Consider the following 21,443-nt stretch of genomic DNA (forward strand, 5'->3'; position numbering starts at 1 on the left):
GACTTCATGAAATTCAGCGCTGGGATCCTGATGTATTTTGACTAACCAACCTTTTTTGCTGCCGCTGTTCCTTGAGTATTGAAGCCATCTGCTCTTGAATCGTTCTCGATTGCTCAGAGGCATAAGCAGGATGTGCGAGATTGCGGGTTTCGAGTGGATCATCGGTTAAGTTATAAAGCTCATATTCATCGGGGAGAGGCTGGGTTTTAACTGAGGTGACGCAATACGCAGCATACTGCGTTGACTGCATTCCAGCAGGATGCCCACCTATTGTCTGGACGGTGACATCTTTTTTTCCTGGATGGCTCCAGAATTGATCGTTGTCGAAATAGCGGGAGTACTTCCACAGTTCTTTTCTGTTATTTCTTTCTATGTGGGAGATCACGGTTTCAATGTGATTTGGCTGCACGACGGAGGGATAGGGCTCCCCCAACGGGTTGATTTGGCGCTGGCCTTGCGTAACATCATCGTCAATCATAAAATAGATTGGTTCTTCAACGGGATCGGATTTATTATGCCCTAAGAGGTAAGGAGAAAGGTCGCGTCCGACAAAGGGACGGACTTCGCTGAATTTATTTTGCAGGCGATGTTGAATGTCTTCTGTATCGGCATGGGCCAGCCCCAGCATGGTGGGCAGTAAATCTAGATGGCTTGTAAGTGTGTTAAAATGATGCTGCTGCGGAAACAGCTTCTTGTTATGAATGAGAAAGGGTACATGCAGCATTTCTTCGTAAGCACAGTAAAATTTTTGATGAAGATGGCCGTGAGCTCCAAGCAGCTCTCCGTGATCGGATGTAAAAATGATAATCGTATCATCATAGAAGGAAGAGCGGGTAAGGGCTTCAAAAACCTTGAGCATTTGCTGATCGGCATTTTTTTGCAGCTGATAGTAGAGCTTGCGGTAATGCGGCTGGTTGATTATAGGCTGTAGCGCTCTGGGATATATATGCTGATAGCTGGCTTGGCAGCGGGGCTTCGTATCCAAGGGTTCATTTATTGTAGGCGGGGGAGCGACCGAAGGCATAGGCTCCACATCAAAATTGAACATGGGAAGTCGTTCGGTAAGCGACCCATATAAAACAATATCATGCGGGTTCACGAATGAAGCTACAACAAGCCATGGCAACGCATCGTTGTCGATGGCTTTCTGTTGGTCGAGAGCTTCGATGAGCTCAACCACTTCCGAAGCGTAGACCACATCTCGGCCGCTCACTCCGAAAGCAGCGGAAGAAGCGGAGTTTCGCGGATTTTTTCCATGGGGCTCCGGACCGATCCAGCTGGAAAACCCGAAGCTGTCCAGCGGGTCCGCGTTCAGGTATAAATCTTCCTTTTTTTGATCAGGTACGCCGGTTAGGGGATGATAGCTAGAGAGTCCTTGATGTGTACCGGGAATAACAATGTCTTCATACGATATATGCCATTTCCCTTTATAGTACGTCTGGTACCCGGCTTCGCGAAAGTAATTTCCCATGGTAGGCACCGTGTTTCTGCCGAGCCAGAACATATCGGAGTCAAAGGCTCCCTTGGCGATTCCGTTTGTCTGGCTTACTCCATGAAGCGATGGATAGTGACCTGTAAACATTGTAGCCCGACTTGGGCAGCAGGCGGCACTTCCAATATAGTGACTGTGGAATTCGATGCTGTTAGACCTCAAAAGCTCCTGTGTCACAAGATTTTCACGGCGCCATTGTTGGATTTCCTTGTTTTCATATACAGGGGGATACCGCTCTTCATCTACCAGTATTACGAGAAAATTAGGTTTTTCACATGGGTATGAAAGAGATCTGTTACTAATCATCGCATACACATCCCTGCTTATTGAATAATTTTACACTAGATTATGTAGCAGCTCTCTAAAAGAGAAGTATTTCAGAAAATGATACAAAACTCCGCTAACTTCCGTCTTTATAATAGCTGCAGCTGAAGGAGGACAATGCATTGGAAATTCCTGAAACAAAATTATTTCAAGAACTATTCTACACCCACTATCCCACGGTTCGACGTAAGCTGATCGCTTTAGTCCGGGATGAAGCAGCGGCCGAGGATTTAGCACAGGAAGTATTCCTGAGGTTGTATCGCAACCCGCCGGACGACTTGAATGTGGTGGGCGCTTGGCTTCACAGGGTACTGACGCGAATCGGATACGATCATTTAAATAAAAAATCCCGGTAACGCTCTTTGCAGGAAAAGCAGGAGTATCAGGTGCTTCTCATGGGAAGCGATGAGCCGTCAGGGGAAGAAGCCGTTTTGCAAAAGCTGGACCATGAGGAAGTTCAACAGTGGCTTAGTGAACTGCCTGAGCGGGACCGCCAATTGCTGCTACTCCGATATTCGGGTTATAGCTATGCGGAGATTGCGGAGCAATTGCAGGTCAGACAGCCGCTTGTCGGCACGCTCATACATCGGGCTACAGCGAAGCTGAAACGTCAAGCAAAGGCACATGTCCAGTTAGATTAGGAGGGAATAAACATTGTCAAATCAGCCAAAAGATGAGCAAATGCTAACGGATCAGGCTTGGGCGAAGCTTCAGGAGAAGCTGGCCAAGGAGCCGCGGAGTTTGCAGTGGGCGCAGTTAGAGCGCAATTCAGCAGCAAGAGCAAGCTCCTTACAAGGAGATAGATCCATACAACCTCTACCGAATGGTCTTCATTCGGAAACAATGCACAATAGTGAATGGAACCAAACACCATCCATGGAGAAGGAAGCTCCAGTAAAGACAAGGAAGGGATTCGCCCAGTGGATTCAAAAACGGCGTAAGCTGGTTGGCACGGCGACTGCCGCGGCTCTGCTGGTCATCATCGTAAGTACCACGGCTGGAAACGAAGCGTTGGCTGCGATACTCCATAAATTCCGCATGCAGGAGATGGCAGTCGTGCAGCAGGATGATCTGCAAATGATATTAAACGGTGCTTTCCGTGATGATAAAACGAGAGAAGCGATTAATAAGTTCGGAACGTTTACACAGAAGAACGGCACACCTCGAAATGAACCTATATCAGCCGAGGAAGCCAAGCAGCTTATGAACGGCAAGCTGCTTTTACCGAAACAAGCCAAAACAGATAAGTTCAACGTTTCTCCCTCTAATACGATAACTTTCCAGATGAATGTGAGCGAAGTTAATAGCGCTATGAAGCGGCTGGGCGCCAAAAAACTGCTGCCTGCATCCGTTGATGGGAAGCCAATAACGTTGGAGTTGGGACCAAGTATTCATGCAAGCTTCAAGAGCGGGGAAGGCAAAGGGCAAGAGACTAGTTATTGGATGTCCCAGCAGCCAGTTCCTGAGCTCACCGTAGATCCTTCTATTCCTATAGCGGAAGCGATGGAGGCTGTGCTTGATTTCCCGCTGCTGCCAGAAAACCTGAAGCAGGCGATGCAGACGACCAATATGCTGAAGGGTGGTTCCGTACCGCTGCCGGTTATTTCCAACCAAAAGATGGAGCAAATTAAAGTTGAAGGAATCCCGGTTCTTGTTAAGAAGCAGGGGGATGAGAGAAATCGGTACTATAGCGCCTACTGGGTTCAAGATGGCCACTTGCTTGAACTGGGAGCTCAAGGTAATGCAATTACCCAAGATAAACTAATCGCTCAAATTAAGGAGTTGATTCACCCTTGAACAAGGCTGCCATTGAAGCCCGGGGACTGACCAAGGATTACGGAAACGGACGGGGCTGCAGAAGTATTAGCTTAACCGTAGGACAAGGGGAAGTCTTCGGATTCCTTGGCCCAAATGGGGCGGGTAAAAGTACATTCGTTAAAATGCTGGTCGGACTTATCCGGCCTACCGGAGGAGAGGCCGCCTTATACGGTCACCCGATTGGTTCACTCGAAGCGAGGCGCAATATCGGTTATTTACCTGAGCTGTATAGATACCAGGAATGGCTCAGCGGCGAGGAAGTGCTCCAACTGCATGCAAAATTATGCGGTTGGAAGCCCTCCAACACCGTGGGGCGGATCCGGCAATTGTTGGATGAAGTGGGCATTGGTCTCCGCGGCAAGGATCGAGTGAAGCATTATTCGAAGGGGATGCAGCAGCGGCTTGGATTGGCATGCGCTTTACTATCCGATCCGCCGCTTCTTTTTCTGGACGAGCCGTCATCTGCGATGGATCCAGTAGGTCGTAAGGAAGTTAGAGAGCTTGTACATAGGCTGAAGGCCGCTGGAAAAACGATATTTCTTAACTCACATCTGCTTGAGGATGTGGAGGTGCTTTGCGACCGGGTGGCGCTGCTGAACAATGGCACCATTCTGCAGAGCGGCACGGTTTCCGAGGTGTTGCAGGAGAAGAAGCTTTGGCAGCTTAGGATCGGCGGTTTTGAATCTTCTATGCTTAATTGGCTTCAAGAAACAACCGGGCTGTCCTTACATATTCACTGCGGAAGCGGAGCGGCTTCGATGGATGAGAGTATATGGCTCGAGGCCGAGGTTGAAACAGAGGAGCAAATCGGCTGGCTTAATCATCTGATTATCGAGCAGGGAATGACATTGTATGAAGTGAAGAAGGCAGGCGGGAAGCTGGACGAGTGGTTCGTCGGTGCAGTTGCCGGAAGGAGCCACAGGGGGGAAAGAGAATGATTACCATCACGCTGATGACTTGGAAAGAAATGCTGCGCAAGCGGGTGCTTATGCTCACGTTCCTGATGACAGCCATATTTCTGGTCGCTTTCTGGTTTGTTGCCGGAACGCTGGGTGATCAGACGAATAGGCTGTTGGAGAGATTTGATCCATCCAGCTCCCAGTTTCTGATTGAGCAGTACCAGGCCGGAGTGACAATTCTGACTTTGGGTTTCTTTTTTGCTTCGTTCGTGCTCGCTTTTTTATCCATATTCAGTTCATTCTCGGTTGTGGCCGGCGAAGCGGAGCAGGGGGTGCTGCAGGCACTCATTCCTCGCCCGTTGTCCCGCGCCGGATGGTATATGGGACGCTGGATCGGTTATGTATCGATGGGGGTGCTGTACGCAGCTATTCTATTTGTCTCCATCTTGGTAATTACCCAAATTCATGCTGCCGTTCCACGTGATATAGGAGCGCTTGTCCGCGCTTTCTTACTGTTTGCTGCTGTGGTTCCAATGCTCATATCTGTATCGATGCTGGGCTCATGCTTTTTGTCAACCCTCGGAAATGGCGTATTTATGACTATGCTATTCGGCGCAGGCTGGCTGGGCGGGATGATTGGCAAAATAACATCCTCATTTAGACTGGAGGAGATTGCCGCCAAGCAGCTTGCTACCATCGCGGGGTTGATGTCGATCGTCATGCCTGCAGATTCCTTACAAAGCCGTATGCTGGCAGAGCTGTTCTCACTGCAGGAAATGAATGAACTGGTTCAATTAAACAGGTTGACCGGAACTCTTGCTTTAGGGCCTATTCCATCCAATACCTTCTTATGGTATGTGGCGGGATATACCCTGCTGACCTTCGGAGGCGGGTTGTGGTTGTTTCGCAGGAAGGATTTATAGCTTTTAATATTCGATTATAGGGTCTATCTGTCGCTTTATAAGAGTGTTTTTAAAATAATGTTCGGATTTTGGTTATTATTTCAGTTTTTTTATTTAGTAAATCGTATTCAAATGCTGTAAACACGAAATATAACTATTGACATCGTGACGGATCTGCTATAACATTCAATTTGTCTTAAAAAACAAATGAATATTCATCCGTTCATATATCCTCAATAATACGGTTTGAGGGTTTCTAGTAGGAACCGCTAAATTCCTAACTATGAATGGGGTGCTGTCTATCCGCACACCCATTCACGGTTAGGGATTTTTTTGTTTGCTCGGAACTAAATGAATAATGATCTATGGAGGCCTGATATGAGTAAGTATGATGTAATTGTAGTTGGAGCCGGACCTGCGGGGATTTTTGCGTGTTATGAATTTATGTTGAAATCACCTCACTACAAAGTACTGTTGATCGATAAAGGTCAAGATATTTATCATAGACGATGTCCCATTTTGGAAGAAAAAATTAAACTCTGTCCTCCTGCAGCAGGAAAAAAAGACTTCGCTGGCTGTTTGCCTGCATGTTCGATCACGAGCGGGTTTGGCGGTGCGGGAGCCTATAGTGACGGGAAATTTAATATAACGACACAGTACGGCGGCTGGATGACCGATTACTTGAGTCCTTCCAAAGTTTTGGAGCTTATTAAATATGTGGATCACATTAATCTGGAGCACGGAGCCACGCAGAACATAACCGATCCAACGACCGATACGATAAAAAATATTGAACAACGCGGGTTTGCCGCTGGTCTTAAGCTGCTGCGAGCCGAGGTCAGACATCTGGGCACCGAACAAAACCTGGAAATTCTGAGGTCCATCTATGAATATCTGAATCAACGGATCGACATGCAATTCAGGACCGAAGTGGAAGATATTATCACCGCAAAAGACAATGATGTCAGCAGCGTCCAAGGCGTTCTTTTAAAAAATGGCAAGCAGTATTTCAGCGATCATGTAGTCATAGCTCCGGGAAGAGATGGCTCTGCGTGGCTTAGTGAAGTTTTCAAAAGAAAGAAACTGAAGATGTACAACAATCAAGTGGATGTTGGGGTGCGTGTTGAGACTTCAGATGTCGTCATGAGAGAGATTAATGAGCATCTGTATGAGGGTAAATTTATTTTCAATACGTCAGTCGGCACTCAGGTCCGAACGTTCTGCAGCAATCCTTCCGGTCATGTTGTTGTGGAGAATCACAGCGGCGTCATGGCGGCCAACGGACACTCTTATAAGGACCCGAAGCTGGGCTCAACGAATACCAACTTCGCTTTGCTGGTCTCCCATAAATTCACGGAGCCTTTTGATAAGCCGAATGAGTATGCGAGGGAAATTTGTCAAAGAGCTAATGATCTGTCCAGCGGCGGTGTTATCGTTCAGAAATACGGGGATATCATCAGAGGAAGGCGTTCAACGGTAAGCCGAATTAAAGAGGGGTTTATTGAACCGACATTAAAAGAAGCGGTGCCCGGCGATCTGGGCTTAGTTCTGCCCTACAATACAATGAAAAGCTTAATTGAGATGATAGAGGCTTTGGAAAAGGTTACTCCCGGTATTGCTTCCGAGCATACGTTGTTTTATGGCGTGGAGGCCAAGTTCTACTCGGCTCGACCTAAGCTTACCGAAGCGTTCGAAACCGAGATCAAGGGCTTATATTGCGGAGGCGACGGTGCAGGAATAACGAGAGGTCTCGCACAGGCAGGCGCTGCCGGAGTATGGATAGCGAGAAACATAATTAGCAGTAAAGCGTGAGCGGGTGGAGTACCGAATGAAACTAATCTTGACTGGTTTTTTTTTTCTTCATATGTTTTTTGGATAGTTTCTTGGTTGTCGTAAAGTAACTGACCGGATAGCCCGACAAGCCCAACGAGTGCTTACAGGCCTGTAGGGAAGGGGTTAACTGGAATTTCTGGAGCTAATCTAGCCTTTAAGCCTGGCATAAGGAGACTAACTGGAAAAGCTCCATCTATATGAAGCATTTATTGGGGAAAGCACTGTAAGGGGCGGAATTAGCTTGAGGTTTTCCTGTTACTTATGGTGATGGGCTCCCATGGACCCCTATTAACTGGAGGTTTTCTTGAGGTTTTCCCACTATTTCATGTTGGAGTCGTGTCTGCTTACTTTCAATTACTGCTTAGTGGTATTAAGCTGATAACTTAAAAGTGAAGCCAGTAAAAAGAGGAACCTGCATGCTTGCAAGTTCCTCTTTTTACTAGATATTCGGGACTAACCGTTCCATCCCATTCATGTAGGGCCGCAGCGCCAGCGGAATCCGTATGGCCCCATCCTCCTCTTGATGATTCTCAAGCAAAGGAATTAATATGCGAGGCGATGCTACGGCCGTATTATTGAGCGTGTAACAATATTTCAGGCTGCCTTGATCATCGCGGTACCGAATATTGGAGCGGCGGGCCTGAAAGTCAAGGATGTTGGACGACGAATGAGTTTCGCCGTATGCTTGACGGCTGGGCATCCAGCTTTCAAGGTCATACTGCTTGTAAGTCTTCTGCGACATGTCGCCGGTACAGACGGCCATTACACGGTATGGCAGCTCCAGCAGCTGCAAGAGCTCCTCTGCGTTTTGAGTCAGCTCCTGAAGCATCTGCTCTGACTCCTCCAGGTTAGCCCGGCATAGGATAACCTGTTCTACCTTGGCGAATTGATGTACCCGATACAGGCCATGCACATCCCTACCAGCTGAGCCCACTTCATTGCGGAAGCACTGGGAAACGGCAGCAAGCTTGAGTGGGTGCGTTACATCTACAATCTCGTTGCTGTAAAAGGAGACGATAGGAACCTCCGATGTCCCTACAAGCCACTTGTCATCGTCAGCAATGCGGAATGTCTGCTCTTCACCTGCCGGGAAAAAACCAGTATTCATCATCGCCGCGGTGCGGACTAGCAGAGGAACCTCGAGCAGTGTAAATCCTTTGCTTGTTAGTAAATCCACAGCAAGCTGCTGTACGGCGCGGTGAAGCTGCACACCTGCCCCCTTGAGATAGTAGTTGCGTGATCCGGCTGTTTTTACGCCCCGCGGGAGATCGATGATCTGATGAAGCTCCCCAAGTGCAATATGATCCAAGGCTTCGAAGTTAAGCTGGGCAGGCTCGCCCACCCGCCGTATTTCCACATTGTCCTCATCCGAGCGCCCGAAAGGGGTATCCGTTGAAGTGATATTAGGTACCTGCAGCAATAATGTGTGGAGCTCAGCTTCTATTTCAGACAGTCCATTCTCCAGCACAGTCAGCTTCCCGTTAACTTCTCTTACTTTTGCTTTGCTTTCATCAGCCTCTTCTTGTTTTCCGTTTTTCATGAGATCGTTAGTTTCTCGGGTTAGTCGATTTCGGGCCTGCCGAAGCTGTTCGATTTCTTGCAGCAGCGAGCGTCTCCGGTCATCGGATGCAAGTAAATCCTCGATGGAAAGTGGAATTCCCTTCCGTTCTGCCGCCCTTTGTACCTCTTCCTTGTGTTCACGAATCCATTTGATGTCTAACATGCCGCCACGCTCCTTTTTTAGTAAAAAAGACAAAAAGCGCCCTCATCCGTTTGGGACGAGGAGCGCTTCGGCTCGCGGTGCCACCCAACTTGATCAAACAACAAAAGTTGTCTGATCCACTTTGGTTCCGCGATAACGGGCGGGTCCGTTTAACTTAGGGAGATTCACAGTCTCCTTGACGAGAACGCCTCCGAGTTGGATGCTCTTCATAGGCAGGTTGTCATTTTTTCTTTTAAGTAGTATACCTCAGGTATGCTCAAACATTCAATGGTTTATTCAGGTGCTATGATGATAATGGAAATTTATAGAAACTATTTCAAGTTCGTCTAGTCTAATACTTTATACATATATCTTTTTAAGAGGCGGGTGATTCATTTGAACGGTTTGATTGCCTTCTTCATTGTTCTAACAATGGGATGGGGGACAATGACTATGCAACCGACTGATCTACCTCTCCTGACTAACTCCAACAATGAATTGCAGGCTTCGCAGCCTTCTTTGGAGCTTCAACATATTCAGGAGCAAATCCCCGCATGGACCGAAGTATATCTTCGTTTATCCGTACAGCTTATGAATAGTTACACAGAAGATGGAGCCGTTCATATGCAGGTGAGAAAGCTGAACGAGCACCGGGAGCCTCTGACCGAGAAAGAGAAATTAACGCTTCAGCAAGCCATATATGATGCTGTTGGCCATTCTTTTCTTTTACAGATTGAGTCCTTTACGATTGCTGAGCAACCTGATATAGAGGGCGTCATTTCAATGATTCGCAAGGAGGAGCGCCGAGTTCTAGTAGTGGATCAGGAAAAATACAAACCTCATGAAAACACCATGGAGGGAGTTTATTGGGTTTCTTTCGCAAATGATGCCCAATTGTACCAAAAGAATGGCAAGCAGCCACTTAAATTCGAGGACTTGAAGGAGGGTCAGAGGATTGATGGATGGAGTATAGGGCCAAGCACAAGGGTAATATCCAATAATGATCCGGAACCAAGGGTATTGGTGGAATTCGCCGTGTGGGACCCGCCGTCAGCGGATCAAGCGGTGGAGTTGACCGATATTTTACATCACGATTTGAATGGCATTGTTCAGATAAGTATCCGGTTTGGAGACGGGAAACAGGTCATTGTTAAGGATGCGGACACAGTTGGAGAAATGGTGAAGAGGCTGAAGGCAATGAAGCTTGTTAAATCCTATGATCAGCAATGGAGGGTTGGCTACTTGTATTTCATGGACTTGTATGATGGGGAAAAAACTGTCCGTTACGGCAGCGGTCTGCAAATAGAAGGTGTAAGGTACGATACGAACGCAGCTACAGACAGCCTAAACGAGTGGATAGTTGAGATGGCCAGGCGCATAAATCCCGACATTCTTCCCGGATATCCAGTCCAGAAATAAGCGAATTGTATGTTGCAGCACTAATCGTAACAGGCCTTCCTCCGCTACTGTGGTGATCGGCCTTTTTTCCCTACAGAAGCTTCGGATGAATTGCGTCTTCCCGGCAAATTTCGTAAAATAAATACAAGTCGTGCAAGCAGGAGGAAGACAGAAGTGGATGATCAAATAAAAAATTTATTGTTCGATGTGGATATCATTGCCCGTCTCGTAGTAGGAATTGGCGAGGCAGCGGAGATTACCGGCGTTCCGCAGAGGCAAATCCGATATTGGGAAACGAAAGGAATCATTAAATGCTTACCGGATCAGGAGGTAACAACCAGACGGTATGATTACGCGAATCTAAAAAAGATTATTCTCATCAAAGAACTGCTGGACGATGGATTCACATTGGATGCAGCGGCACGCAAAGTTGAGGATAGGATATCCAAGATTAACGAAGCTATTGGCAAGGTTATGGAGCAGCAGCAAACCAAAGAAGGGGCTCAGTAGGATAGTATTGGAAATGGAAGAGGCTTCGAAAAGGAAGATGAAGGCGTCCAGCTAAGCCGCCGTAAAGAAGCAAGCCCGTTAGCACCGGAAATAACCACCGTAACGAGCTTGGCCAGCTTCAAGAAATGTTACGGTTATTGCAAAAAGGTAGGTTTCTTTTTTGGAATGAATGCGCTATCATTTTATATAATCATAGAGGATTCTAGGTTATTTCTAGCACAAAATGACTCACACAATTCAGTAGATCCCATTGTAATGGAAGCAGGATAAGGCTGCTACACAATTGTAGCTTTTAAGCGGAGGAAAATGCTTCGATATGTAGAATGTTAATGTAGTTAAGAACAAATTCATAAGAAAGAAGGCGATGATGATCAAGACTGTCACCGTTCAAGATTTAGTGAATCGGTTCTCACTGGAAGTGCTGGCCGGCAAGTCGGAGCTGCACCGGGTGATAACCAAGCCTAAGACTCATCGTCCGGGTCTTGAGTTTGTCGGATATTTCGATTTTTTCCCACAGGCGCATGTGCAGGTTTTGGGGAGGAAGGAAATCACTTATCTGCATAAGCATAGCGAAGAAGAGCGAAATTTGAGTATTGGCAACATTGTGAAATACCATCCCCCTTGCTTCGTCGTAACGCGTAACCAGGAGGGGCTTAAATATTTGAAAAAGTATTGCGAAGAAGAGGGTATACCTCTGTTAAGAACTCCCGAGCCGACCTCCAAGTTTTCGGATCTGATGGATAATTACTTGGCTAAAGCATTAGCGTCGGAGATCACCATCCATGGTGTATGCGTCAACGTGTCCGGCATCGGGATTATACTTCGCGGCAAATCGGGCGTTGGCAAGAGCGAGACTGCGCATACCTTGATTCGCCGCGGGCATCGGCTTGTAGCTGACGACATCGTGGTGCTGAAAAAAACGAGTCCGGAAACGATCATTGGCTCGCATAACGGCAAAAGCAAAGAGTTTCTGGCTCTTCGCAGTATCGGACTTATCAATGTATCCCGGTTGTACGGAAGAAGAGCGTTTCAAGATGAAACCCGCATCGTTCTCGATATCGAGTTGACCAAATGGCAGGAGAACGATTTGAATAATGATTTGGAGCTGGAGCCGAAGTTTACCGATTATCTGGACGTTCGCATTCCGCATATAGAAATTCAGCTTCAACCCGGAAGAGATGTGGCGGGACTTGTGGAGGCGGCTGCGAATAATTGGTATTTGAAGCAGCAGGGCTACAGCGCAGTTGAGGATTTTATGAAACGATTGGAAAGTGATTAGGCTGCTAGCGGAAGAAAGCTGGAATTAAGAGGAGATTCGCGTAAAACTCCGGGATAACGAGATAATGAAGTGTGTCGTATAATCCTTGTGCTGTACCCGCTTTCTAAGGACCTTTCTCTTGTTCGACAGAATCATCTTCGAGGAGTAATATCTGTAGATGAGTATATGTTGGGGATATAAGGAGACGAGGCGGTTCATGGTACGGTCATATATACTCCTGCTTTTTTGTGTCTGCTGTTGGGGGAGCAATTTTGTATTCGGTTCCATATTGGTTAATGAATTTCCGCCTATTCTTCTCTCTGCGATTCGGCTGTCGGCAACCTCGTTATTTCTGATTGGATACGGATGGAGCTTTAAAAAGCTCGGTCATTTAACACGCAGAGACTTCCTTCTGCTCATTCCGCTTGGCTTTGTGGGAACGCTGATTAATCAAGCTGCTTTTTTCACAGGACTGGAAACCATCGATGCGACTACGGCGTCGCTGATACTCTCGCTTGCGCCGATTACTGTTGCTGTACTGGCCGCGGTGTTTCTGAAGGAAACCATTACGAGAAAGATGGTAATCGGATCGGTTATAGCTATGGTCGGTATTTTCTTTGTAGTCGGTAAATCCGGGGGTATCAAGCCCTCAATAGGGATGCTGTACATTGTATTGGCTATGATTTCCTTCGCTATCTCGATTATTATTATGCGCAAGCTGACAGAACGGATCGATCCATTGACAGCTACCGTATATTCCACATTAATTGGCTCAGGTATGGTTATACCCGTTGCTTTGATTAAGGAGCCTATCACTCACGTGAGCTCTCATCCGTGGGCTTGGGTGCTGTTGTTTGTAACGGCCATCCTTATGCAGGGGCTGTGCGGACTGATTTGGAATGTTCAGCTTAAACGAATAGGAGCGGGGAAAGCATCGGTTTTCCTAAACCTGCAGCCCTTTGTTGCTATGGTCGTCGGTTTCCTGCTCATGGGCACACCGGTGACAATAGTTCAAATAGTCGGCTCTATGCTAATAGTGGGGGGCGTCGTGCTGGCGACGGGATTGAAAAAAGGGAAGCCAGAGGAAAGCGGTAAGCCTGTGACCGCAACCGGTATTTTACAGAAGGTGCCGAAAGTGAATGGATAAATGGATGGAGACACTGCGTGCGTTATTCGCGGTGTCTTATTTGCATACAAAACGTGCTTCGAGCCATCGGTCGGTCCATAGGAGCCGAAGGTTGAACAAACGGTGTATGAAGCATGAGCATAGAGGAGTGGTAGCTTGAATAATGGATATGACATCATTATCGTAGGGGCCGGGAGTTTCGGCATGAGCGCCGGTTACTTTACTGCCAAGTCGGGCCTGCGGGTGCTTCTGATCGACGCTCATAATCCTCCGCATGAGCAAGGCAGCCATCATGGAGGAACACGTATTTACCGCTCCGCCTATACCATGGGGCCAGCCTATGCGCAACTCGCCTTGCGAGCGGGTGAGCTCTGGTCGGAGCTTGCGGAGGAGGCGAGAGAATGGGGTAGCAGCCATTATTGCGGTAGCGGTATGGCGAAAGCGGATGCGGAAATTTTCAGAAAGACGGGAGTAGTGAGTATAGGAGATACGAATTCCAGGTTTTTGCAATCGAAGCAGGATAGCTGTATGGAATTCGGTATTCCTTACGAGCGTTTGAAGCCTAAGGAATTGATGGACAGGTGGCCTGGCTTCTGCATCCCGGAGCATACGGAAGGCTTGTACGAGCCGCAGGCTGGAGTGTTATTCAGCGAGAACATTATCCGTGTTTATCGGATACTGGCCGAACGCTGCGGAGCCGACTTTCGAACCAATGAACGGGTGGAGTCCATCGTATCCGGTTCGGCGCAGCAAATGGTTCGCACTTCAGCAGGAACCTATTATGCTGATCGTGTACTTGTCTGCGGGGGAGCCTTCTCAGCTGCGCTGCTGCCTGAACTGAAGCATCTGGTACGCCCTGTGAGAAAAGCTATAGGCTGGTTTGAAGCACCTGCATGCTTATATGGTAGCGGGGTCTTCCCGGCTTTTATTGTTAATAAAGGCGGAACGGAAGAATATTACGGTTTCCCTGATCTTGACGGCAGAGGGGTAAAGGTAGGGAGGCATGATGGAGGCGAAACGGTGCTTCCAGGGGCAGAGCTTCCTCCGTTCGGAACCCATCCTGAAGATGAAGAGGATTTGCAAAGCTTTATAAACCTGTACTTGCCGAAGGTGGGAAGCTTATCCAAGGGGGGAACCTGCTTATATGAGAACGCTCCGGGTGAACATTTCTTGATAGGGGAGCTCCCGGAGCGTCCGGGCATCTGGTTTGCCGGTGGAGGATCAGGCCATGGCTTTAAATTCAGCAGCTCGATCGGTGAAGCTTTGAGCCAACTGCTGGCTGTTGGACGGAGCCACTGTGATTTGTCTTCCTTTGCATTTCAACGGTCGTTATAATGTAACGGCCGGTTAGGATCACAGGGTTCCTTAACGTTGCTAACTAACAGAGGTTTTCGTTTGCGTCAGCAGCTCGTCAAGCGTTTCCGCAACCTCCTTTAGTACCGGAAGGACAGGTACAAGACCGGCTGCGGGTATGCTGGTTAACAATGCAGCCAGTATTTCATCCTTGGAGGCTCCTGCTTTAATGGCTAAAGGCAGGTGGGATTTAATGGCGGGAGCGTAGCCAAGAGCGGCCAAGTTGGAAATATAAATGAGCTGCTGTGTTTTTGGATCTAATGCCGATTGGGCAATGACAGAGCGGTGCAGGCTGCGGAATTGATCGGAAACCTCAGGGAATTGCTCGGCAAAAAATTCGAAATCGGGGTTTTTCATAGGCATTTAAACTCCTCTCACAATAATTGGAATATTTTCCACAACACCAATTGTAACACTTTATCAATTTAGGTCAATATGTTACAATATAAATATTATAATTGCATTTTCTAATTCAAATAATGAGGAGTGAAGTTATGCCGAATGCAGCTGTTGAAGCACATTCTTTTATATTGAATGCGGGTAAGCTGCCTACCGAGAAGGGAGAGGCTCTGTACATACGGGGGGAAGTTAGATTTCAGCAAGAGCCAGGCGGTGATTCGTTGTCACCCAAGCCGGTACTTCTTATAAGTCACGGGTTTAAAGGGTTTAAGGATTGGGGCTTTTTTCCCTATGCGGCTTCACAGTTTGCTCAGCGCGGCTTCTTTGTTGTAACGTTTAATTTCTCGTGCAACGGAGTTAATGAGAATGATTTTGACGAACTGGATAAATTTTCTTTCAACACTTATTCCCGTGAACAGGCCGACTTGAGCCTTCTTCTTCAAGCGCTATTGGATAAGCAGCTGCCGGAAGGGGAACGAGCGGATTTACAGCGTATTTATTTGCTTGGGCACAGCCGTGGAGGAGGGAACAGCATTCTCTTTGCGAGCGAGCATCCTGAAGTTAAGGGGGTAGTCACCTGGAATGGCAATGCCAATCCAGATTTATTTGATGATGCCTTCAAGGCTGCTATTGCGGAGCATGGTGTTGCTTATGTAGCCAATGCGAGGACGAAGCAGCAGATGCCGATCCGGCGTGGCTTTTATGAGGATTTGGCTGAGCATCGGTCACGCTATCATATTCCTGAAAGGTTATCAGCGTTGGGAATCCCTGTTTTGCAGCTTCAGGGAAACAGGGATTCCGATAGGCTTCAGGCCGGCTTTGAATCGCTGCGGCAAGCCGCTCCCCAGCATCGTTGCGTTACGATTGCCGAGGGAACGCACACGTTCGGCGCTGTGCATCCTTTTGCGGGAACGACTGATCAATTGGAGGTAGCTATTCAGCTCACGGCGGATTTCTTGAAAGACCTTCTTTCTACTGCCGACTAGTGGCAGCATATAGCATCGTGAGTTTAATCTCGCCTCTTAGGGGGCGAGATTGTTTGCATCCTGAGGATAAACAAGGGCACTTGGTTGATTAAATGTCCCGCGGCGGTTACAGTAAATGCAGATAGACCCAAAAGAAATTTGATAATAAGGGGGATTATTTATGAAGCGGCCCATACTTTCCATTCCGAAAACTAACCTGGAGGTATTGCATGATGTTATTTCAATTGTTGTGATCCTATCGTCCATAGCTTACTTATTTGTAGAGTGGCCGAAGCTGCCTGCCCAAATACCGACGCATTTTAACGGTTCCGGGAAGGTAGATGGCTGGGGAGGGAAAGGGACTTTATTTATACTGCCAATTATTTCTATAGTTATCTATATTGGACTCACAGTTTTAAGTAAATTTCCTCATTCTTTTAATTACCTCAGTGAGATCACAGAAAGCAATGCCCAAAGGCAATATATAAACGCAAAAATGCTGCTGAGCTGGTTAAAGGTAGAGATTGCAGTCTTGTTCAGTTACTTATTGTGGAAATCGGTAGAAGTGGCAGCAGACAAGATAAACGATCTTGGACTCTTTATCTATGTCATTCTAGCCATTGTTGTGCTAACTATTATTTTCTCTATCTATCGAACCATAAAATTAAAATGATGCACAAGGGCAAGCTAGGACTTAATTCCGCTCCTATCAACTCGAAATTCGCATTCGCTTCGCACATAATAAATTCCATTTATTTTGACGCTGACAGGCGTAATCCGCTCAATGGTTCCGCCATCCTCAACTCTGACAGGAATATCATCAGCCGTGCGCTCCCAAACGGATACTTGCAGCTGGAACAAGGCTGCAGCGAATAGCTCTGTATCGGTGCAGAGAGCTTTTGATTCAGACATGTTTAGTCACCTCATCCCACATTATTCGACGTAATAGATAGGATACCTTCAGTGAAGGGTGCTACATGATAGGGCAGATTATTTATCCACATGGATATCCACATTATCAACATAGCACCATCCTTTATTGTGCATATCTTTGAAAATATTATCAACATATCCACAACTGTAGTTATCCACAACCCATTGACGAGAAGGCAAGCATCACAGGCTTAAATGCCGTCTATAGTTTACATACGATCCGGGGCCGGTAAACCAAGAACATTCAGAGCATCACCTAGTGTTTGTTTGAATATTGAGGTGAGCCATACGCGGAATTTCTTCCTCTCATCATCCGCTTTAAGAATCGGACAGACAGCATAAAAGTTGTTAAACAGCGTTGCCAGATCGAATGCATAGCTGCATATCGAATTTGGCGTCAGCTCGCGGCTGGCGGCAATTAATGTATCTTGCCAATTGGCAAGATGTCTAAGCAGAGCATATTCTGCTTTCTCCATCTCAGGGAAGTCCCCGGGCACAGCCGGTACGATATGCAGCTCTTGCTCCGCTTTGTTGATAAGACTGACGGCACGTGCATACGAATACATTAAATATACGCCTGAATTACCCGATATTTCAGTAGCCTGCTGCAGATCAAATACCACCTCGGTGTGCAGGTTAAAACGAAGCAAGTAGTACCGAATCGCCGCGGCTGCGATGGTCCTGCTGGAGATGCCGGTTTTATCCGAGCGCTTGTCTTCCACAACGCCTTCCATCAAATCAAGCAGATGGGAGATTTTGATGCCAATTCCTTGCCGCCCGGACATGGCGTACGATGTTTTCTTGTCGGTTGTATGGATGCCTAGCTCTGCGGCCGATCCAGGACTTAGGGAAACAACTCCATAGCTGACATGGCGCAACTGGGCTGCTTGTTCGGAGTAGCCCAATGCCTCAAGAGCCTGCTTGACCATCATTTGCGGATATTCCTGTCTATGATCAATTACGTTGATCACAAGATCGGCGTTACCGAATGCTTCCTTCGAGCCTGCTGTATAGGTTGTCCACAAGCCCTCGCTAAACTTTTTGTACCTAAAATCTTTTTCCAGCAGCCCGAACTTCCATAAGTGATAAGCGATATCTTTGGCGGTGTAGGTCAAGATGCCGTTAGAACGGACTAGAACTTTATCCGCGCTATGCTTGGACTCCGCCTCTTCTCCTGTAGAAGACGGTTGTTTTAACACCCAGCAGCCCGCCAATTTCCCTTCCGATTCTTGATAAAAAAGTGCGGTTTGCTGCAAAAGCGCAAACGCGGATGACCAGAATCCTTCCCTGACAATGTTGCTTTCCCATACTAACAAATCATAGTCAATTCCGAATGGCTGCATTTCCTCAATATGCTCGCGGACAATTCGTTCCGCTACCAGCATGCCGACCCACGCTAAATTGTTGTTGCCTTCCTCTAGATTGTGAAGCACATGTGCGCGTTGTTCCGTCAGCTTCGAGTTAGCTTGGTATTCTTTATTAATCGCAGAATAAATATCCCAGCAATAATCGCCGAAACGGACATGCTCCTTTTGCAGCGGCGTATGAAGAAGGCCGACAACCGTATCCGCTAGCTGATTACCAAGGTCATCGATGTAGTTATGAACCTCGACCTGATAGCCGACTCTTTGCAGCAGCCTCACCAATGTATCGCCAATACAGGAATTTCTTAAATGCCCGATATGCGCCGATTTATTCGGATTAATGGATGTATGTTCAATGACGACTTTAAGTCCGGGGGACACTTCAGCTGCGGCAAGGGGATGGTGCGCCCACTGCTTCCAGCTTATAAACAGGTTGATAAATCCTGGCGGGACTATTTCGATTTTGTACACCCTGTTTTCAATGAAACCGTCCTGCTCCAGCCTTGCTTGCAGGAGCTGTGCTATATGCATCGGGGGCTTGCGCAGTACCTTCGCCAGCTGCATCGCTATGTTGGTGGAGTAATCGCCATGCTCGATATGGGATGGTTGTTCAATGATAACTTTGATGGGTGAAGCTTGGGGAAGATCGAGCTCATCCAACAGCTTGGTTACCGCCGCTTCAATATGAGCAGCTAACAGTTGATTTAACATAATACCCCTCCTGAAAATAGTCTTTTTAACGCAAAAAAGCCCTCATCTCTAATAAGAGACGAAGGCTTATAGCACTCGCGGTACCACTCTTGTTGTTAAACCGAGGTTTAACCACTCCAAAGATAACGGTCTTAGCCGGACCTTCCTACTTACCGTTCAGAAGATCATCTCATGGGTCCGTTTCATTAATGACTCCGTACCGGCTCTCACTATCCCGGCTCGCTTGAACTATTGTCAATAATTACTGTCCCAATCATCGAAGGATTATGAAATTTTATAGCTCGAATAAAAAAGCTTTTTATCAGTATACCCGCATTTCAGAAAAAATCAACCATGATTTTACCTAAATTTGGCTATATGGGTCTGGTTTCTTCCCGATTGCTTAGCCTTATACAAGGCTTGGTCGGCCATATGGATCAGCTCTTCTGCAGATGCGGAGTGTGAAGGATAGTGTGCGATACCCTGTGAGACCGTAATAGGCTGGCCGATAGGATGGATATTTTTTTCCAACGTATGGCGAATTCGTTCTGCCACAAGAAAAGCCTCATCAATAGCGGCATGTGATATAAGGGCAATAAATTCTTCACCTCCGAAACGACAGCATACATCACCCGGCCGTACTGTGGAAGTAATAATTTGTGCAAAATGCTTTAATACTTCGTCCCCGGCTTGATGACCGTAGGTGTCATTAATGGATTTAAATCTATCAATGTCCATAATAATTATAGAGAAAGGGGTCTGCTCCTCCATCCATTGATGCATGATGATTTCGAGCGTTCTTCGGTTTGTCAATCCGGTCAATGGATCGGTCATCGCCTCATGCGTCAATTGATCCGTCTGTTTTTTAATATCCGATATAGCATATCTAATTGATTTGGTTAACAAATCCGCCTCTCTATTCCAATGCTGCTTTATTTCAGGGATTTCGACTTTATCTCTGCCGATTTTACTCACAAGGTCAGCCAGAGTTACGAAAGGCTTCGCCAGCTTGCGCGCAAAGCCTATGACTACCAGTAGCAACATTAGAAATGGCAGCATCATATACAATAGAACGGCACCGATATGCTGTTCCAGTTGGTCATTTACGACGTCGATAGGCGACGCCACAACTACGCCCCAGCCATTTGCCGGAACCTTAACGTATCCGGCAAGCAATGCCTCTCCCTTCAAGCTGACCGTCTGTTCGTGGCCGCTCTGACCTTGAATAAGCTTTCGGACGACTTGATTGGCGCTAATATCCTCGCCTATACGATTTGTGTCCTGATGGAATAGTAAACGACCTTCATTTTCCACTATGTAAAAATGAGAACCTATTTCATCTGTTGGGTTGCTTCGAAAAATCATATTCAATATATTTTCCTCTTGAAGATAAATAGTTCCACTAATATACCCCCGGTAAGTACCGTTCATATCATATATGGGCTCGCTCATAAATACGAGAAGACGTCCGGTAGTTGCAGCTATGTAAGGTTTGGAAAGGTAAGGTTGTTGCAGGGCCAATGCGGTTTTCGACTCTTCGGTTGTAATATATTTGCCTGCAGAACCGATGGATTTGGGGGACATACTTCGAACAAGTCCTGTTTCGTCTACCAGAGCAATGGAATTAAAATAGTTGCTGCTATAACGTATCAATTCCAGATTAGAGTATATTTCATCTTCAGTCATTGAGCTCATATTTGAATAAAATGTTGCGGATTTGTACAGGCTGCTCCTCATGGATTTAAACAAGGAATCTATCGTCTGACTCATTTTGCTTGCGTTTGTAAGATTCAATGTGAGCGTAGTATCTATTAATGATTTTTTGCTTGATTGATAGGATGCTATGAGGAGAATGGTTAAAGTCAGAAGGACAGATAGAGAGACCAAGCCTGTTAATAGTGTGGCAAGGCTAATCTTTCTCTGTTGGCTTGCTTTTATTACACGCAGCATAGGTATCAAAATGCTCCCTTGTGTTGAGTTTAGATTACAGGTCAGAACCAATAAAACCCCATTGTAGCATATATTGGGGCTATTTATAGATTAAGCCTTCGTGAATTTTATGAACAAAACGTACTAAATGAAGTTATTATTGTTAATTTGGTTAAATTATTATATTTTATATTTAATGATATGATGAAAGCGCTTTATAACGCTTTGACGATATCTAAGTGAAACGCATCCTAAAATTGGAGGGATTTAGATGAGCGGTTTGGATACTAAGGCAATTGTGGAAATAAATCAGAAGGCCTCCCAGTTTAGATCTAGCATCGTTATCTGTTTAGACAATAAAATTATAGACGCAAAGAGTATATTGGGGTTAAGCATTACTTTGTTGAACGATCAGCACTACAGACTGGAGATTCACGGTCTTGATGAAGCAGAAGCAAAGGCGGAGATGACTGAAGTTTTTAAAAAACATCATCTGTCGGTAACTGTGAATTAGATTGATTTAGTTGTTCAGCTCCGCTGAAAGCTTA

Annotated in this window: 20 protein-coding genes, 1 riboswitch and 1 other annotated feature; of the genes, 14 read left to right on the forward strand and 6 right to left on the reverse strand. The window is 46.6% G+C overall.

Annotated elements, in window-relative coordinates; translation table 11 throughout:
• Positions 1 to 13: 13 nt before the first annotated feature.
• Positions 14 to 1,798, reverse strand: a complete 1,785-nt coding sequence (locus NV381_RS24130; protein WP_258215848.1) for a sulfatase-like hydrolase/transferase — start codon at positions 1,796 to 1,798, stop codon at positions 14 to 16.
• A 140-nt stretch (positions 1,799 to 1,938) separates the two neighbouring features.
• Here NV381_RS24130 and NV381_RS38270 point away from each other — a divergent pair, with 140 nt between their 5' ends.
• The 6 genes from NV381_RS38270 to NV381_RS24155 all read left to right on the forward strand — a co-directional run bounded on the left by NV381_RS38270 (position 1,939) and on the right by NV381_RS24155 (position 7,247).
• Positions 1,939 to 2,172, forward strand: a complete 234-nt coding sequence (locus NV381_RS38270) for a sigma factor (protein WP_308862207.1) — start codon at positions 1,939 to 1,941, stop codon at positions 2,170 to 2,172.
• Positions 2,173 to 2,211: 39 nt separating this feature from the next.
• On the forward strand, positions 2,212 to 2,457 hold the full coding sequence (locus tag NV381_RS38275) for a sigma-70 family RNA polymerase sigma factor (protein ID WP_308862231.1): 246 nt from the start codon (positions 2,212 to 2,214) through the stop codon (positions 2,455 to 2,457).
• 13 nt (positions 2,458 to 2,470) lie between these two features.
• Positions 2,471 to 3,613 (forward strand): hypothetical protein, encoded by a 1,143-nt coding sequence (locus NV381_RS24140; protein ID WP_258215849.1) that lies wholly within the window; start codon positions 2,471 to 2,473, stop codon positions 3,611 to 3,613.
• Positions 3,610 to 4,572, forward strand: coding sequence for an ABC transporter ATP-binding protein (locus NV381_RS24145; RefSeq protein WP_258215850.1), 963 nt, complete (start codon positions 3,610 to 3,612; stop codon positions 4,570 to 4,572). The genes NV381_RS24140 and NV381_RS24145 overlap by 4 nt, the downstream gene beginning before the upstream one ends.
• On the forward strand, positions 4,569 to 5,456 hold the full coding sequence (locus tag NV381_RS24150; RefSeq protein WP_258215851.1) for an ABC transporter permease: 888 nt from the start codon (positions 4,569 to 4,571) through the stop codon (positions 5,454 to 5,456). Before NV381_RS24145 ends, NV381_RS24150 begins: the two co-directional genes overlap by 4 nt.
• 182 nt (positions 5,457 to 5,638) lie before the next feature.
• A riboswitch (purine riboswitch) is annotated at positions 5,639 to 5,739 on the forward strand.
• 74 nt (positions 5,740 to 5,813) lie between these two features.
• Complete coding sequence (locus tag NV381_RS24155; protein WP_258215852.1) at positions 5,814 to 7,247, forward strand: NAD(P)/FAD-dependent oxidoreductase; 1,434 nt, start codon at positions 5,814 to 5,816, stop codon at positions 7,245 to 7,247.
• A 460-nt stretch (positions 7,248 to 7,707) separates the two neighbouring features.
• Here the strand turns inward: NV381_RS24155 and serS are convergent, their stop codons facing one another.
• Positions 7,708 to 8,991, reverse strand: coding sequence for a serine--tRNA ligase (serS, locus tag NV381_RS24160; protein ID WP_258215853.1), 1,284 nt, complete (start codon positions 8,989 to 8,991; stop codon positions 7,708 to 7,710).
• Between the two features lie 426 nt (positions 8,992 to 9,417).
• On the opposite strand from serS, the gene NV381_RS24165 reads away from it, so the two are divergent.
• The 5 genes from NV381_RS24165 to solA all read left to right on the forward strand — a co-directional run bounded on the left by NV381_RS24165 (position 9,418) and on the right by solA (position 14,597).
• A complete protein-coding gene (locus NV381_RS24165) occupies positions 9,418 to 10,389 on the forward strand; it encodes a hypothetical protein (protein ID WP_258215854.1) in 972 nt (323 codons plus the stop codon).
• Positions 10,390 to 10,542: 153 nt separating this feature from the next.
• Complete coding sequence (locus NV381_RS24170) at positions 10,543 to 10,878, forward strand: MerR family transcriptional regulator (protein ID WP_258215855.1); 336 nt, start codon at positions 10,543 to 10,545, stop codon at positions 10,876 to 10,878.
• A 370-nt stretch (positions 10,879 to 11,248) separates the two neighbouring features.
• A complete protein-coding gene (hprK, locus tag NV381_RS24175) occupies positions 11,249 to 12,157 on the forward strand; it encodes an HPr(Ser) kinase/phosphatase (RefSeq protein WP_258215969.1) in 909 nt (302 codons plus the stop codon).
• Between the two features lie 196 nt (positions 12,158 to 12,353).
• On the forward strand, positions 12,354 to 13,283 hold the full coding sequence (locus NV381_RS24180; RefSeq protein ID WP_258215856.1) for a DMT family transporter: 930 nt from the start codon (positions 12,354 to 12,356) through the stop codon (positions 13,281 to 13,283).
• Between the two features lie 135 nt (positions 13,284 to 13,418).
• Positions 13,419 to 14,597, forward strand: a complete 1,179-nt coding sequence (gene solA / locus NV381_RS24185) for an N-methyl-L-tryptophan oxidase (RefSeq protein WP_258215857.1) — start codon at positions 13,419 to 13,421, stop codon at positions 14,595 to 14,597.
• 39 nt (positions 14,598 to 14,636) lie between these two features.
• Here the strand turns inward: solA and NV381_RS24190 are convergent, their stop codons facing one another.
• Positions 14,637 to 14,972 (reverse strand): carboxymuconolactone decarboxylase family protein, encoded by a 336-nt coding sequence (locus tag NV381_RS24190; RefSeq protein WP_258215858.1) that lies wholly within the window; start codon positions 14,970 to 14,972, stop codon positions 14,637 to 14,639.
• A gap of 137 nt (positions 14,973 to 15,109) precedes the next feature.
• On the opposite strand from NV381_RS24190, the gene NV381_RS24195 reads away from it, so the two are divergent.
• Positions 15,110 to 16,000 carry an alpha/beta hydrolase family protein gene (locus NV381_RS24195; protein ID WP_258215859.1) on the forward strand — a complete coding sequence of 297 codons (891 nt, stop codon included), beginning with the start codon at positions 15,110 to 15,112 and terminating at the stop codon, positions 15,998 to 16,000.
• Positions 16,001 to 16,160: 160 nt separating this feature from the next.
• Positions 16,161 to 16,652, forward strand: a complete 492-nt coding sequence (locus NV381_RS24200; protein ID WP_258215860.1) for a DUF1648 domain-containing protein — start codon at positions 16,161 to 16,163, stop codon at positions 16,650 to 16,652.
• A gap of 14 nt (positions 16,653 to 16,666) precedes the next feature.
• Here NV381_RS24200 and NV381_RS24205 read toward each other — a convergent pair whose 3' ends face one another.
• From NV381_RS24205 to NV381_RS24215, 3 genes are all read right to left on the reverse strand, one after another.
• Positions 16,667 to 16,891, reverse strand: coding sequence for a hypothetical protein (locus NV381_RS24205; RefSeq protein WP_258215861.1), 225 nt, complete (start codon positions 16,889 to 16,891; stop codon positions 16,667 to 16,669).
• Between the two features lie 230 nt (positions 16,892 to 17,121).
• Positions 17,122 to 18,987 carry an arginine--tRNA ligase gene (locus tag NV381_RS24210; protein ID WP_258215862.1) on the reverse strand — a complete coding sequence of 622 codons (1,866 nt, stop codon included), beginning with the start codon at positions 18,985 to 18,987 and terminating at the stop codon, positions 17,122 to 17,124.
• Positions 18,988 to 19,038: 51 nt separating this feature from the next.
• Positions 19,039 to 19,253: a binding site (T-box leader), on the reverse strand.
• A 73-nt stretch (positions 19,254 to 19,326) separates the two neighbouring features.
• The gene (locus NV381_RS24215) at positions 19,327 to 20,916 is read right to left on the reverse strand and encodes a sensor domain-containing diguanylate cyclase (RefSeq protein WP_258215863.1); all 1,590 of its coding nucleotides are present in this window, start codon (positions 20,914 to 20,916) and stop codon (positions 19,327 to 19,329) included.
• 250 nt (positions 20,917 to 21,166) lie between these two features.
• Here NV381_RS24215 and NV381_RS24220 point away from each other — a divergent pair, with 250 nt between their 5' ends.
• Complete coding sequence (locus NV381_RS24220) at positions 21,167 to 21,409, forward strand: HPr family phosphocarrier protein (RefSeq protein ID WP_258215864.1); 243 nt, start codon at positions 21,167 to 21,169, stop codon at positions 21,407 to 21,409.
• Positions 21,410 to 21,443: the final 34 nt, after the last annotated feature.

The sequence above is a fragment of the Paenibacillus radicis (ex Xue et al. 2023) genome (assembly GCF_024722015.1).
Classification (GTDB): Bacteria; Bacillota; Bacilli; order Paenibacillales; family NBRC-103111; genus Paenibacillus_S.

Coding starts and splice junctions, on each gene's coding strand:
- NV381_RS24130 (WP_258215848.1), bottom strand. CDS start 1,798: ATGATTAGTAACAGATCTCTTTCATACCCATGTGAAAAACCTAATTTT.
- NV381_RS38275 (WP_308862231.1), top strand. CDS start 2,212: ATGGGAAGCGATGAGCCGTCAGGGGAAGAAGCCGTTTTGCAAAAGCTG.
- NV381_RS24150 (WP_258215851.1), top strand. CDS start 4,569: ATGATTACCATCACGCTGATGACTTGGAAAGAAATGCTGCGCAAGCGG.
- NV381_RS24155 (WP_258215852.1), top strand. CDS start 5,814: ATGAGTAAGTATGATGTAATTGTAGTTGGAGCCGGACCTGCGGGGATT.
- serS (WP_258215853.1), bottom strand. CDS start 8,991: ATGTTAGACATCAAATGGATTCGTGAACACAAGGAAGAGGTACAAAGG.
- NV381_RS24165 (WP_258215854.1), top strand. CDS start 9,418: ATGACTATGCAACCGACTGATCTACCTCTCCTGACTAACTCCAACAAT.
- NV381_RS24180 (WP_258215856.1), top strand. CDS start 12,354: ATGGTACGGTCATATATACTCCTGCTTTTTTGTGTCTGCTGTTGGGGG.
- NV381_RS24190 (WP_258215858.1), bottom strand. CDS start 14,972: ATGAAAAACCCCGATTTCGAATTTTTTGCCGAGCAATTCCCTGAGGTT.
- NV381_RS24195 (WP_258215859.1), top strand. CDS start 15,110: ATGCCGAATGCAGCTGTTGAAGCACATTCTTTTATATTGAATGCGGGT.
- NV381_RS24200 (WP_258215860.1), top strand. CDS start 16,161: ATGAAGCGGCCCATACTTTCCATTCCGAAAACTAACCTGGAGGTATTG.
- NV381_RS24205 (WP_258215861.1), bottom strand. CDS start 16,891: ATGTCTGAATCAAAAGCTCTCTGCACCGATACAGAGCTATTCGCTGCA.
- NV381_RS24210 (WP_258215862.1), bottom strand. CDS start 18,987: ATGTTAAATCAACTGTTAGCTGCTCATATTGAAGCGGCGGTAACCAAG.
- NV381_RS24215 (WP_258215863.1), bottom strand. CDS start 20,916: ATGCTGCGTGTAATAAAAGCAAGCCAACAGAGAAAGATTAGCCTTGCC.
- NV381_RS24220 (WP_258215864.1), top strand. CDS start 21,167: ATGAGCGGTTTGGATACTAAGGCAATTGTGGAAATAAATCAGAAGGCC.